This window comes from Corynebacterium sp. ACRPE (assembly GCF_022347435.1).
Classification (GTDB): domain Bacteria; phylum Actinomycetota; class Actinomycetes; order Mycobacteriales; family Mycobacteriaceae; genus Corynebacterium; species Corynebacterium tuberculostearicum_D.
In genome coordinates this window covers 1-12,468 of the sequence record NZ_JAKRNA010000002.1, presented here as the reverse complement: position 1 = coordinate 12,468, position 12,468 = coordinate 1, and the positions used below count along the sequence as shown (strand labels likewise).

The 12,468-nt window shown below is 59.6% G+C and carries 14 protein-coding genes; 2 read left to right on the top strand and 12 right to left on the bottom strand.

Annotated elements, in window-relative coordinates:
- Nucleotides 1-12 precede the first annotated feature (12 nt).
- The 11 genes from truA to secY all read right to left on the bottom strand — a co-directional run bounded on the left by truA (nt 13) and on the right by secY (nt 8,392).
- Nucleotides 13-894 (bottom strand): tRNA pseudouridine(38-40) synthase TruA, encoded by an 882-nt coding sequence (gene truA, locus MHY13_RS01355; RefSeq protein WP_239280197.1) that lies wholly within the window; start codon nt 892-894, stop codon nt 13-15.
- Between the two features lie 149 nt (nt 895-1,043).
- Nucleotides 1,044-1,541 (bottom strand): 50S ribosomal protein L17, encoded by a 498-nt coding sequence (gene rplQ / locus MHY13_RS01350; protein ID WP_023020595.1) that lies wholly within the window; start codon nt 1,539-1,541, stop codon nt 1,044-1,046.
- Between the two features lie 72 nt (nt 1,542-1,613).
- Nucleotides 1,614-2,624 carry a DNA-directed RNA polymerase subunit alpha gene (locus MHY13_RS01345; RefSeq protein WP_239280195.1) on the bottom strand — a complete coding sequence of 337 codons (1,011 nt, stop codon included), beginning with the start codon at nt 2,622-2,624 and terminating at the stop codon, nt 1,614-1,616.
- A 114-nt stretch (nt 2,625-2,738) separates the two neighbouring features.
- On the bottom strand, nt 2,739-3,344 hold the full coding sequence (rpsD, locus tag MHY13_RS01340) for a 30S ribosomal protein S4 (RefSeq protein WP_005322762.1): 606 nt from the start codon (nt 3,342-3,344) through the stop codon (nt 2,739-2,741).
- Nucleotides 3,345-3,365: 21 nt separating this feature from the next.
- Nucleotides 3,366-3,770, bottom strand: a complete 405-nt coding sequence (rpsK, locus tag MHY13_RS01335) for a 30S ribosomal protein S11 (protein ID WP_005322764.1) — start codon at nt 3,768-3,770, stop codon at nt 3,366-3,368.
- A 3-nt stretch (nt 3,771-3,773) separates the two neighbouring features.
- Entirely contained in the window at nt 3,774-4,142 is a 369-nt protein-coding gene (gene rpsM, locus MHY13_RS01330) for a 30S ribosomal protein S13 (protein WP_005322765.1), read from the bottom strand.
- Nucleotides 4,143-4,325: 183 nt separating this feature from the next.
- Nucleotides 4,326-4,589: a translation initiation factor IF-1 gene (gene infA / locus MHY13_RS01325; RefSeq protein WP_005322766.1), complete on the bottom strand. Its 264-nt coding sequence runs from the start codon at nt 4,587-4,589 to the stop codon at nt 4,326-4,328.
- Nucleotides 4,590-4,807: 218 nt separating this feature from the next.
- A complete protein-coding gene (locus MHY13_RS01320; RefSeq protein ID WP_239228605.1) occupies nt 4,808-5,659 on the bottom strand; it encodes a L,D-transpeptidase in 852 nt (283 codons plus the stop codon).
- Between the two features lie 65 nt (nt 5,660-5,724).
- On the bottom strand, nt 5,725-6,519 hold the full coding sequence (gene map, locus MHY13_RS01315; RefSeq protein ID WP_239193059.1) for a type I methionyl aminopeptidase: 795 nt from the start codon (nt 6,517-6,519) through the stop codon (nt 5,725-5,727).
- Nucleotides 6,520-6,521: 2 nt separating this feature from the next.
- Nucleotides 6,522-7,067 carry an adenylate kinase gene (locus MHY13_RS01310; RefSeq protein ID WP_239228607.1) on the bottom strand — a complete coding sequence of 182 codons (546 nt, stop codon included), beginning with the start codon at nt 7,065-7,067 and terminating at the stop codon, nt 6,522-6,524.
- A complete protein-coding gene (gene secY / locus MHY13_RS01305) occupies nt 7,067-8,392 on the bottom strand; it encodes a preprotein translocase subunit SecY (protein ID WP_239193061.1) in 1,326 nt (441 codons plus the stop codon). Before secY ends, MHY13_RS01310 begins: the two co-directional genes overlap by 1 nt.
- Before the next feature lie 375 nt (nt 8,393-8,767).
- Here secY and MHY13_RS01300 point away from each other — a divergent pair, with 375 nt between their 5' ends.
- Complete coding sequence (locus tag MHY13_RS01300; protein ID WP_204610220.1) at nt 8,768-10,075, top strand: class I SAM-dependent methyltransferase; 1,308 nt, start codon at nt 8,768-8,770, stop codon at nt 10,073-10,075.
- Nucleotides 10,076-10,086: 11 nt separating this feature from the next.
- Nucleotides 10,087-11,589 (top strand): FAD-binding oxidoreductase, encoded by a 1,503-nt coding sequence (locus tag MHY13_RS01295; RefSeq protein WP_239280193.1) that lies wholly within the window; start codon nt 10,087-10,089, stop codon nt 11,587-11,589.
- A gap of 99 nt (nt 11,590-11,688) precedes the next feature.
- Here the strand turns inward: MHY13_RS01295 and MHY13_RS01290 are convergent, their stop codons facing one another.
- Nucleotides 11,689-12,177, bottom strand: a complete 489-nt coding sequence (locus MHY13_RS01290; RefSeq protein WP_239280192.1) for a hypothetical protein — start codon at nt 12,175-12,177, stop codon at nt 11,689-11,691.
- Nucleotides 12,178-12,468 lie beyond the last annotated feature (291 nt).

The window sequence follows — 12,468 nt, the reverse complement described above, 5'->3', positions numbered from 1 at the left end:
GCCACTTGGGCGCTAGTCGGTGCTGCGCCTTTCGCGGGTGACCTCGGCGCGAGCTGCCAGCTGGTCTGCCGCTGGGTAATCAACGGCGACGAGCGAGAGTCCCTTTGCCGGGGCCACGGGGATGCTGGAAGAGCGTTTCGTCTCCTGCAGCAACGCCGCGGCGAAGTCGGCATCGCGCCGCCCCTCGCCCACGCGCAGGCAACAGCCCACCAGTGAGCGCACCATCGACCAGCAAAACGCATCGGCGATCACGCGGGCCTCAAAAAGCTCCGGTTCTTCGGGCGTGGAGACGTCGCGCCAAGAAAAATCCTGCAATTCACGGATGGTCGTGGCATTCGGCTTGGCCTTACAAAAGGCCGCAAAATCGTGCAGGCCCACCAGGGCGGTGGCGGCTTCTTGCATGGCATCGATATCCACCGGCTTAATCCACTCGGCCGTATCCCGCGCCCGGGTCGGCAGCGCGCCGCGGGGGTTGGTGGTAATCCGGTACACGTAGTGCCGCCGCAGCGCCGAAAATCGCGCGTCAAAGCCCGCGGGGGCGAACTCACAACCGTGCACGCGCACGTCTTCTGGCAGAAGCTTTGCTAGCCGACGCACCAACTTCCCCGGCTCCCCCGCCACCGAGCGCTGCGCCAGCATATCTGTGGGCACGTCCACATGCGCCACCTGGCCACGAGCGTGAACGCCCGCATCCGTGCGCCCAGCAACGGTAAGCGGGACATCTGTGCGCGCAATCATCGCCAGCTTTTCTTCCAGCACGCCTTGCACCGTGCGCAGACCGCCCTTCTGCTTCGCCCAGCCATGAAAGTCCGTGCCGTCATAAGCCAAGTCCAAGCGCAGGCGAACGAACCCGTCCGCCGGCCCTTCAGGAGAAGTCGATGCTGCATCTGTCATAGTGGGCTTCATGCTACCGGAGTATTTACTGCCCGCCGGCGCTGGGTCTGGGTCATTCGTACGCTGAGCCCTGGTTGGGTGGACATGAAAAAGCCGCCGCCCTCCCACAGATGGGAAAGGCGGCGGCGAAGCGCTAGGGCCAAGGGAAATTACTTCTCCTCGGACTCCTCAGCTGCGGTCTCCTCGGCAGGTGCCTCAGTCTCTGCAGCCTCGTCTGCCTTAGCTTCCTCAGCCTCAGCGGCCTTGGAAGCGGCAGCGCGGGTAGCGCGGTTAGCCTCAGAGGTCACGGTCTCCTCAAGAACGAGGGAGATCTGGGACATCGGGGCATTGTCACCGGTGCGGTTGTCCAGCTTGATGGTGCGGGTGTAGCCACCCTCACGGTTCTCAAACTTCGGTGCTACCTCGTCGAACAGGTAAGAAACAACATCCTTGCGCGGGATGAGCTTCAGAACTGCGCGGCGGTCAGCAACGGTGCCGGACTTAGCCTTGGTGATGATCTTCTCGATGTACGGGCGAAGAACCTTCGCCTTGGCATCGGTGGTCTTGATAGCGCCGTGCTCGATCAGGCTGGCTGCCAAGTTGCTCAGCATGTGAGCCTGCTGCTTGGCGGAGCCGCCGAGACGGGCACCCTTCTTAGGGGTTGGCATTGTGTACTCCTCGTATGCGGTAAAAGTTGAGCGCGCGGCAATTAGGTCATTGCCGCAAGTCAGCGGGGTTCTTTACTCGGAATCCTCAGCAGCCGGATCCTTGAAGTCACCGGTTTCTGCGTCGTAGCCCTCGAGCTGGGTTGGGTCGAAGTCCTCAGGGGTGTCCTTGAGAGCCAGGCCCAGGTTAGCCAGCTTGATCTTTACCTCATTGATCGACTTCTGGCCGAAGTTGCGGATATCCAGCAGGTCGGACTCGGTGCATTCAGCGAGCTCGCCCACGGTGTGGATCTCCTGACGCTTCAGGCAGTTATAAGAGCGGACGGAGAAGTTCAGGTCCTCGATCGGCATGCCGTAAGCAGCGATGTACTCGGTCTCCTGCGGGGAGGGTCCGATCTCGATGCCTTCGGCAGCGTTGTTCAGCTCGCGAGCCAGGCCGAAGAGCTCGACCAGGGTGCCGCCGGCGGAAGCCAGGGCATCGCGGGCAGAAATCGAGTTCTTGGTTTCGACGTCGATGGTCAGCTTGTCAAAGTCGGTGCGCTGCTCAACACGAGTTGCCTCGACCTTGTAAGAGACCTTGAGGACCGGGGAGTAAATCTGGTCGACCGGGATGCGGCCGATCTCACCGGAGGTAGGAGCGGCTGGCACGTAGCCACGGCCGCGCTCGACGACGAGCTCAATGTCCAGCTTGGCGGGGTCATTCAGGGAAGCGATGTGCAGATCCGGGTTGTGGATCTCCACGCCAGCCGGCGGCTGGATATCGCCCGCGGTGACATCGCCCGGGCCTTCCTTGCTCAGGTACATAACAACCGGCTCATCGGAGTCGGAAGAAAGCACCATGCTCTTGATGTTCAAGATGATCTCGGAAACGTCTTCCTTCACACCGTTGATGGTGGTGAACTCGTGGAGAACACCATCGATCTTGATGGAGGTTACCGCTGCACCCGGAATGGAGGACAGCAGGGTACGACGCAGCGAGTTACCGAGGGTGTAGCCAAAGCCCGGCTCGAGCGGTTCGATGACGAACTTGGAACGAGACGAGTCGATGAATTCCTCGGTGAGCTGAGGACGCTGGGAAATGAGCATTGAAATTCTCCTTTTCGGCGACCGCTATTTGACGCCGGTAGAGGGGTAAAAATCTTCGGGATTGAAGATTCCTGGTTATCCGCCAGGCCATTACAGGCCGTGCGGTATAACAGTTTACTTCGAGTAAAGCTCGACGATGAGCTGCTCCTGCAGCGGAATGTCGATCTGAGCGCGCTCGGGCAGCTGGTGCACGAGGATGCGCAGGGTATCAGGAACAACCTGCAGCCATGCCGGTACGTTGGCATCGATGAGGGCGTCCTGAGCATCTTCGAACCATTCCATCTTCTTGGAGCGGTCACGGACATCGATGATGTCGTACTGGGTGACCTTGTAGGAAGGAACGTTGATGTTCTTGCCGTTCACGGTGAAGTGACCGTGGGAGACAAGCTGGCGAGCCTGGCGGCGGGTGCGTGCCAGACCTGCACGGTAAACTACGTTGTCCAGGCGGGACTCGAGCAGGATAACCAGGTTATCGCCGGTCTTGCCCGGGAGGCGGTTAGCCTCTGCGTAGTAACGACGGAACTGACGCTCCAGCACACCGTAGGTGTACTTTGCCTTCTGCTTCTCCTGGAGCTGCAGCAGGTACTCAGATTCCTTGATGCGGTTGCGGCCAGCCTGTCCCGGTGGGTACGGGCGGCGCTCGAATGCCATATCGCCGCCGACCAAGTCGACGCGAAGACGGCGGGATACGCGGGTAGCGGGGCCAGTGTAACGAGCCATTTTCTTACCTCTTCCTTTCCCTTAAACCTTGCGGCGCTTGGTCGGACGGCAGCCGTTGTGCGGCTGTGGGGTTGCATCCGTGATCGAGGAAACCTCGAGGCCTGCAGCCTGCAGGGAACGGATGGCGGTCTCGCGGCCGGAGCCCGGACCCTTGACGAATACGTCAACCTTCTTCATTCCGTGATCCATTGCCTTGCGTGCAGCGTTCTCGGCTGCCATCTGAGCGGCGAACGGAGTGGACTTACGGGAACCCTTGAAGCCAACGTGGCCGGAGGATGCCCAAGAGATAACAGCACCGGTCTGATCGGTGATCGAGACGATGGTGTTATTGAAGGTGGACTTGATGTATGCGTGGCCGAGGGCCACATTCTTCTTTACGACGCGACGGCCGGAACGGCGCGCGCCGGAACGAGTCTTTGGAGGCATGAACTACTTCTTCTTTCCTGCGATCGTCTTCTTCGGACCCTTACGAGTGCGCGCATTGGTCTTGGTGCGCTGGCCACGTACAGGCAGGCCACGGCGGTGGCGCAGGCCCTTGTAGCTACCGATTTCAATCTTGCGGCGGATATCAGCCTGAACCTGACGGCGGAGGTCACCCTCAACCTTCCAGGTAGCCTCAATTGCGTCACGGAGCGCCGACAGCTGGTCATCATCCAGGTTGTCAGTGCGCAGGTCAGGAGAAATGCCAGTCTTTTCTAGCAGTTCCTTGGCACGGGTTGGACCGATGCCGTAGATGTAGGTGAGAGCGACCTCCATGCGCTTATTGCGGGGGAGGTCAACACCAGCTAGACGTGCCATATGGCGTGTCCTTTCGGGTTGTTACGGCGGTTTTCTCCCCATCCGTCCCGCTCCATGCAACGCTTCGCCCGGACCGTGCCGGGAATCCTTGGGTTACTTACCAGTGCGGGCTCAGGCCACCGTAGCCTGAGGTGGACAGGGTGAACCTACGGGTTCACCCTTGGGTGAGGAGGCTTACTGTCTTTACTTGTAGCGGTAGACGATGCGTCCGCGGGTCAGGTCATAAGGAGACAGCTCTACAACCACGCGGTCCTCCGGGAGGATGCGAATGTAGTGCTGACGCATCTTGCCAGAAATGTGTGCAAGAACCTTGTGTCCATTGTCGAGCTCGACACGGAACATTGCGTTGGGCAAAGGCTCGATAATGCGGCCTTCTACCTCGATTGCGCCTTCCTTAGCCATAACCTCTACTTTTCTGGCGACGGACAAGTGCGCCGTCACCTGCATGTTTGTTGTCTACTGCGGTGGCGTATCCGCGCCAGCCTCGCTGACGCTATACACCGACTTAACAGCATACGCTGCAGCGACACGTTTTCCAAACCGCTGCGCTTTGCGACGCCCCGCTTGCTCGCCCGCAACTCACCCTAAGCCAACAAAATCCCCCGAACCAGGTCTCCTTCTCGGGAGCCGGTTCGGGGGATGAGGCTTTCGCTTAAGCGCGGGCCTTAGTAGATAAAGACCTTATCGCCAACCTGTACATTATCCCAGTAGCGCTTGGCAGCGTCTGGCGGGAGGTGAACGCAGCCATTGGAATCAACGGCCGGGTCATCCAGGTGGAAGGCGTGACCGTTATTGGTGAAGTAGATGGAGTACGGCATCGGCGCGTTATTGAACTCGCGGGAAATCTCATGCTCTACCTTGCGGGTCACATGGAAAGTGCCGCGTGGGGTTTCCTGACCGCGCATGCCGGCGGACATTGCCGGGGACACGTAGGACACCTTGCCGCCATCCTGCAGCCAGGTGCGTCGACCATTGAGGTCGACACAAACCTTCGCATCGGCCGGGCACGGGCCACGGTCAAACTGGTTGGCGCGGCGCTGTGCTTCCGCCTTGCGTGCGGCAGCCTCAGAACGAGCCTTCTCGGCAGCGACGCGCTCAGCGTTGGCGCGAGCAGCGGCCTCACGGGCCTTGCGTGCTTCCTCATTCTTCTGTGCAATCAAGCCTGGGAAGAGGAATTCTACAGCGCCGTCCACAGCGGTCTGGACGCTAGGTGCCAGCTCCGGGGAGAACTTCTCTGCCTGGTCCAGGATCTGGTTGCGGGTATTCCAGGCCTGCTCGCGGCTCTGGCCGTAGAAGTTATCCAGCTGCTTCTTTGCCTCAGCGGTGAGCTGGTCTAGGCCGGACTGGGAAGAGAACTGAGCGAGGTCGGAGTTTGCCTTGGAACTGAGCTGATCCAGGTTCGGAATCTCCTGGGCGGTAGCGGCAGGAGCCGCAATGGTGGTGCTCAAGGCCATCACGCCAGCGACTGCGGGCGCTGCAACCGTGGCACGGATTTTGCGGAAGCTAAATTTAGACATGGCTGTGAGTATAAACCTTTCAGGGGCGTATGCCTAGTGCAACAGGCAATATTGGGGAATAAATGTCAGTAGCGGCGGGTAAGAATACGGGGACCATCGGCGGTCGCGGCCACCGTATGCTCCCAGTGGGCGGCAAAGGAGCCATCGAGGGTAACGACCGTCCAGTCATCCTCTAGCACGGCGGAATCCTCTGTGCCCAAAGTTAGCATGGGTTCAATGGCCAGCACAGAGCCTTCTTGGATCAGCGGGCCACGGCCCGGGCGTCCCTCATTGGCCAGGTAAGGATCCTCGTGCATGGTTCGCCCGATGCCGTGACCGCCGTAGCCATCCACGATGAACAGATCCACGCCGAACTTCTGCTCGGCCCGGCGGGTGGCTTGCTCTAGGGCATGGGAGACGTCGGTAAGCATATTGCCCGGAACCATAGCCTGCATGCCCTCCATAAGGACATACTCGGTGGCCTTGTTGAGGGCCGCGACATCAGCATCGAGCTCGCCCACTGCGAAGGACCAGGCACTATCGCCTACCCAACCGTCCAGCGTGGCACCGCAATCGATGGACACCAAGTCGCCCTCTGCCAGGACGGTTTCCTTATCCGGAATGCCGTGCACGATGACGTCATTAACGGAAGCACAAATGGAGCCCGGGAAACCCTCGTACCCCTTGAAGGTCGGGTAAGCTCCGGCATCGCGAATGGTCTGCTCAGCCACCGCATCCAGCTCAAGGGTAGATACACCAGACGCCGCAGCAGCGCGGACTTCCTGCAGTGCCTTGCCAACAATTTCGCCGGCGGCCTGCATGGCGTCTAGCTCGCCCGGGGTGCGGGCGGGGATGCGCTTACTGCGGCGTCGAAAAGCCATGCTTACTTACCCAGGGCTTCCATCGCACGGGCGTTGATTTCCTCCACGGTGCCTTCGGCCTTGATGGAGATGATGGCATCGCCGTAGTGCTCGATAAGCGGGAAGGTTTCCTCGCGGTAGACACTGAGGCGGGTGCGGATGGTCTCCTCGTTGTCGTCGGCGCGGCCACGGGCCATCATGCGCTCAACCACAACATCCTCAGAGACCTCGAAGTTGAGAACTCCGTCGAGCTTCTCGCCCTTCTTAGCCAGCAGCTCCTCCAGGATGTCTGCTTGCTCGGTGGTACGTGGGAAGCCGTCCAGCAGGAAGCCATTCTTGGCGTCATCCTGGTTAAGGCGGTCCTCGACCATGCGGGCAGTGACGTCGGTAGGTACCAGCTTGCCTGCATCGATGTAGGACTTTGCCTCTACACCCAGCGGGGTGCCCTCGCCGATATTGGCGCGGAACAGGTCGCCGGTGGAGATGTGCGGAACGTTTAGCTTCTCGCTGAGGATAGCTGCCTGGGTGCCCTTGCCGGCACCGGGAGGTCCTAGAAGTACAAGACGCATTACTTAAGTAGTCCTTCGTAGTTGGATTGCAGTAGCTGGGACTCGATCTGCTTGACCGTAGTCAAAGCGACGGAGACCATAATCAGGATGGCCGTACCACCAAAGGCGGACGTGCCGCTGGCGGAGGAGCGGCCCACGCCGAGATCCAAGAGGATATTCGGCAGGATGGCAATAACTGCCAGGTACAGGGCGCCCACGCACAGCAGACGGTTCATCACATAACCAAGGTACTCCGCGGTCGGACGGCCCGGGCGAATACCCGGGATAAAGCCGCCGTACTTCTTCATATTATCCGCCTGCTCTGCCGGATCGTACTGAACCGAAACATAGAAGTAAGCGAAGAAGATGGTCAGGACGAAGTACAGCACGATGTACTGCCAGGAAGAAGGTGCCTGCAGGTGCGCGATGACATTGCGCTGCCACCAGTTATCCGGGGTGCCGGCGGAGCCAGAGTTCACAATCTGGGTAATGAGAACCGGCATGTAGATAAGGGAGGAGGCGAAGATGACCGGGATAACGCCGGCCTGGTTGACCTTCAGCGGCAGGTAGGTAGAGGAACCACCGTACTGGCGGCGGCCGACCATGCGCTTTGCGTACTGCACCGGAATGCGGCGCTGGCCCTGCTCGATGAAGGTAATGCCAACAACCAGGATGACCAATCCGGCTACGACCATGGCGAAGACGAGGCCGCCATTGTTCTGCAGGATGCTTACACCATCGGTTGGCAGGCGGGTTGCGATACCAGCGAAGATGAGCAGGGACATGCCGTTACCGATGCCCTTTTCGGTGATGAGCTCACCCATCCACATCACCAGCACTGCGCCGGAGGTCATGGTGATGACCAAGACGATGAGGGTGAAGAAGTTACGGTCAGCTGCCAGGACCTGTACGCCCTGGCCCAGCAGCTGCTCGCGGTCTGCCAGCGCGACGATGCCGGAGGATTGCAGCAACGCCAACGCGAGGGTCAGGTAGCGGGTGTACTGGGTCATCTTGGCCTGACCGGACTGGCCTTCCTTCTTCAATTCCTCAAAGCGGGGAATGACCACGGTCAGCAGCTGCACAATAATCGACGCCGTAATGTACGGCATGATGCCGATAGCGAAGATCGACAGCTGCAGCAGCGCACCACCCGAGAAGAGGTTGATGACGGAGTAAAGGTCTCCGGACTGCTCGGTCAACTGGCGCAAACGGCCAGCAATAGACGCATAGTCAACACCCGGGGACGGGATCTGTGCACCGACGCGGTACGCGATGATCATCACGATGGTGAAGATGATCTTCTTACGTAGGTCGGCATCCTTGAAAGCCTGGACAATGGCGGACACTACAAAATCCTCCTGGCCTACCGCTGCCGAACGCGAAATCTAGGGAGGGTTTCGCGTTCATACACGGAGGTGGAAACTCATCTACCCCTAGGAAACCGCACCCCCTGAGCCGGAAAGCTTAGGGGAAATTCAGGTTTCCTTCAGGGACGGTTGAACACTTATGACCCCATTACCCTACCAGCCTTGCTCCGCATAGCCACATTAAGACCCAATAGTGTGACCATGATTGCTTGTCCTTTCGCGCGTTTTGTATCCGGGGTTTACCATGAAGGGGTATTGCACACACGCAATTCTCCTGAAATATCTCCGACCTCACAGCACTATGCGCTTCGAGGCCGTTATTGGTGTGAACCTAATGTTTTGAAAGAAGTACTCATGAGCAAGAAATTCACGCCGATGACCGTTGCTGAGATCATCGACGTATTTGTCCCTAGCCCGAATCCCTTCCGCTGGGAAGCCTTTGACGGGTCCGCGACCGGACCAGAAGACGCCCAGTACAAGGTGACTATTAATAGCCTCGAGGGCCTCTCCTTTATCGCTACCCATCCCGGTGACGTGGGATTTGCGCGAGCTTATGTCACGGACGGCATCACGGTGCATGGCGATCACCCGGCCCACCCCTATGGCATTTTTGACGCGCTGCATGCCATGTATGACAAATTCCAGAAGCCGGATGCCAAGACCCTTGCCCGCGTTGTTCGTTCCCTAGCGTCCATGGGCGCTTTCCAGATCCAGCCGGTCCCTGAGGTGGAGCGCGCTTCTTGGTTGCGCCGCAAGCTACACGACGGCCTATCCAAGCACTCGAAGCAGCGCGATGCCGATGTCATTTCTGATCACTATGACGTTGGCAATGATTTCTACGAGCTCTTCTTGGGCGATTCGATGACCTATACCTGTGCCTACTACCCCTCCCCGGATGCCACCCTGGAGGAAGCACAGGAGAATAAGTACCGCCTCATCTTTGACAAACTCCGCCTCAAGGAGGGCGACCGCCACTTGGATGTGGGCTGCGGCTGGGGCGGTATGGTGCGCTACGCGGCGCGCCGCGGCGTGAAGTCCATCGGCGTCACCCTATCCAAGGAACAGGCCGAGTGGGGCCAGCGCAAGATTGAGGAGGAAGGCCTCCAAGATCTGGCGGAGGTCCGCTTCATGGACTACCGCGATATCACCGAAGAGGGCTTCGATGCCATCTCCGCCATCGGCATTATCGAGCACATTGGCGTGAAGAACTACAACGACTTCTTCAAGTTCCTGCACGGCAAGTTGAAGGTCGGCGGCCTGATGCTCAACCACAACATCACCTATCCGGATAATCACAAGACTCCCAAGGGCGGCTTCATTGACCGCTATATCTTCCCGGACGGCGAGCTCACCGGCTCCGGCAATGTCACCAAGGCGATGCAAGACAATGGCTTCGAAGTCATCCACACCGAGTCCCTTCGCTTTGACTACATGCGCACGCTGCATGACTGGTGCGAGAACCTGAAGGACAATTGGGACGAGGCCTGCGCAACCGTGGGACTGCCCACCGCTCGCCTCTACGGCATTTATATGGCCGGATCCGAATGGGGCTTTGAGCGCAATATCATCAACCTGTACCACTTCCTCGGCGTCAAGCTGGGCGAGGCCGGCTCCCGCGCCGGCGTGCCCGAGCGCCGCTGGTGGGAAGATAGCCGCTTTTAAGGAGGGGTGCCATGACTCTCATTGATAACCTGCGCGAACGCCTCGCCGCCGCCCAGCCGCGACCGGTGGATGCCATGCCCATTGAGCCGGTGGGATGGGAGGCGCACCAGGAGGGCGTCGATAAGCTGCTGGCGAGCTTCCGTGCCGTCCCGGCCGGAAAGCGCGTACGCCTAGCCAAGAAGACCTCCAATCTCTTCCGTAGCCGCAGCGAGGAGCAGGAGGGCCTCGATGTGTCCGGCCTTAGCGGCGTCATTGAGGTCGATCCAGTTGCGCGCACGGCCGATGTACAAGGCATGTGCACCTACGAAGACCTCGTGGATGCCACCCTGCCTCATGGCCTCATGCCCTTCGTCGTCCCGCAGCTTAAGACCATTACTTTGGGCGGTGCGGTTACTGGCATGGGCGTGGAATCCACCAGCTTCCGCAATGGCCTCCCACACGAGTCCGTGCTGGAGATGGATGTCCTCACCGGCACCGGCGAAATTCTCACCTGCTCCCGCGAGTCCAACGTTGATCTCTTCCGCCTGTTCCCCAACTCCTATGGCTCGCTGGGCTACGCGGTGCGCCTCAAGATTGAGCTGGAACCTGTGCCCGCCTATGTAGAGCTGCGCGAAGAGCGGTTCCACACCGTGGAGGAGGCAAGCCGCGTGCTTGCCGACGTCGCCTCTTCCCACACCCACCGCGGCGAGCCCGTCCACGGCCTCGACGGCGTGGTCTTCTCCGAGGACGAGGCCTACCTCGTCTTCGCCCGCTTTACCGATGAAGAGGGCCCAACCTCCGATTACACGCGGGACAAGATTTACTACCGCAGCCTCCAGCACGCCTCTGGCATCCGCCGCGATCGCCTCACCATCCGGGATTACATCTGGCGCTGGGATACCGACTGGTTCTGGTGCTCGCGCGCTTTTGGTGCGCAGAACCCGAAGGTGCGCAAGGTATGGCCGCGCGAGCTTCGCCGCAGCTCCTTCTATTGGAAGCTAGTCCGCCTCGACCGCAAGTATGAGCTGGAGTATAACTTCATCAAGAAGCCGCACGGCAAGCCGCGCGCCGAGCGCGTAGTCCAGGATATTGAGGTCACACCGGAGAACCTGCCGGAATTCCTCCACTGGTTCTTTAACGCCTCCGATATTCAACCGGTGTGGCTGTGCCCGATCCGCCTGCGCGATGGCGTGGACGAGCTCGTAGGCACCGGCGACATCGCCTCTGACTCCGCCGACCCATGGCCGCTCTACCCCCTTCGCCCCGGACAGACCTGGGTGAACGTCGGCTTCTGGTCCGGCGTGGACGGCGACCACATCGACCCGTCCGCCCCGAATAATGGCGCGTTCAACAAAGTCATCGAATCTAAGGTCAACGAGCTAGGCGGGCACAAGTCCCTCTACTCCGAGGCCTTCTATTCCCGGGAGAAATTCGAAGAGCTCTACGGTGGCAGCCTTCCTTCGACTATTAAGGCGGTTACCGACCCGGATGACCGCTTCCCCGGCCTATACGAAAAGACCGTGGACGAGGCCTAGGCCCTCACCCACCCCGCAGGGCCTGATACGCACAGAGGGTGGAACGCACTTCCCAGGCGTTCCACCCTCTTCCTTTGTCCGAATATAGGACGTTCGCGTTTAGTAGGCAGCGGTGATGTTCTCATAGCCGTTGACCTTCAGTGCATCCATGACGCGCTGCACAGCGGCCTCGTCCTTTTCCGGGTTATAGGTCTCCGGGAAGATCAAGTGGGCGGAGTGATCGTCCTTGAACTCAATGTTCATGAACTCGTGACCCGCCTCCTGGGTAGCAAGTGCCAGCTCGCGCTGCACGGCCAGCTTACCGCTCTGCAAGTTGCCGCCGTTGAACCCTGGATCGACCTCTTCGGCACCTACCCCCTCACCGTTGATGACGTCTTCCTTGTCACCGGTGATACGACCCTTTTCAGCGTGCGCACCCGGCTGCTGGTCCTTGGCGCCCTGCTCGCCAGCCTCGGCCGGAGCGGTTTGGGTGGTTTCCGCGGGATCCGGCTGGGACAGCTGGTCTTGGGCCTTGACCGGGCCGGTAGAGCCGGCAAACGGCATGACGGCAGCAATTGCGGTGGCGAGCAGGGAAGAAACAGACGACATAAGATTCTCCTTAACGTTTGATGATTTTCAACTAAGGGAGACTCTAGCACCCATGAATATAAATCGCTATACCCGGAGCCTTATTTATTAATAAAGGTTTCCTGTCAACTATTTTCAGCACCAATGACGCGCATAGCCCAGGCGCCGCGCCATGTAACGGCACTGGGAAGCTTGAGTTCAGAGGGTCGTTGCAACACTTTCCCTTAGGAGGGTGTTGTTGTGTCTGAGATTATTGGCCCGTTTCATTCGTTGTCTGAATCGGATCGTCGTGGCTTAGTTGCCTTGGTTGGC

Excerpts from the sequence above, each read along its gene's own strand:
- rpsK (WP_005322764.1), bottom strand. The coding sequence starts at position 3,770 with ATGCCTCCAAAGACTCGTTCCGGCGCGCGCCGTTCCGGCCGTCGCGTC.
- MHY13_RS01290 (WP_239280192.1), bottom strand. The coding sequence starts at position 12,177 with ATGTCGTCTGTTTCTTCCCTGCTCGCCACCGCAATTGCTGCCGTCATG.
- map (WP_239193059.1), bottom strand. The coding sequence starts at position 6,519 with ATGGCTTTTCGACGCCGCAGTAAGCGCATCCCCGCCCGCACCCCGGGC.
- MHY13_RS01300 (WP_204610220.1), top strand. The coding sequence starts at position 8,768 with ATGAGCAAGAAATTCACGCCGATGACCGTTGCTGAGATCATCGACGTA.
- MHY13_RS01320 (WP_239228605.1), bottom strand. The coding sequence starts at position 5,659 with ATGTCTAAATTTAGCTTCCGCAAAATCCGTGCCACGGTTGCAGCGCCC.
- truA (WP_239280197.1), bottom strand. The coding sequence starts at position 894 with ATGACAGATGCAGCATCGACTTCTCCTGAAGGGCCGGCGGACGGGTTC.
- rpsM (WP_005322765.1), bottom strand. The coding sequence starts at position 4,142 with ATGGCACGTCTAGCTGGTGTTGACCTCCCCCGCAATAAGCGCATGGAG.
- rpsD (WP_005322762.1), bottom strand. The coding sequence starts at position 3,344 with ATGGCTCGTTACACTGGCCCCGCTACCCGCGTATCCCGCCGTCTTCGC.
- MHY13_RS01345 (WP_239280195.1), bottom strand. The coding sequence starts at position 2,624 with ATGCTCATTTCCCAGCGTCCTCAGCTCACCGAGGAATTCATCGACTCG.
- infA (WP_005322766.1), bottom strand. The coding sequence starts at position 4,589 with ATGCAGGTGACGGCGCACTTGTCCGTCGCCAGAAAAGTAGAGGTTATG.
- MHY13_RS01295 (WP_239280193.1), top strand. The coding sequence starts at position 10,087 with ATGACTCTCATTGATAACCTGCGCGAACGCCTCGCCGCCGCCCAGCCG.
- MHY13_RS01310 (WP_239228607.1), bottom strand. The coding sequence starts at position 7,067 with ATGCGTCTTGTACTTCTAGGACCTCCCGGTGCCGGCAAGGGCACCCAG.
- rplQ (WP_023020595.1), bottom strand. The coding sequence starts at position 1,541 with ATGCCAACCCCTAAGAAGGGTGCCCGTCTCGGCGGCTCCGCCAAGCAG.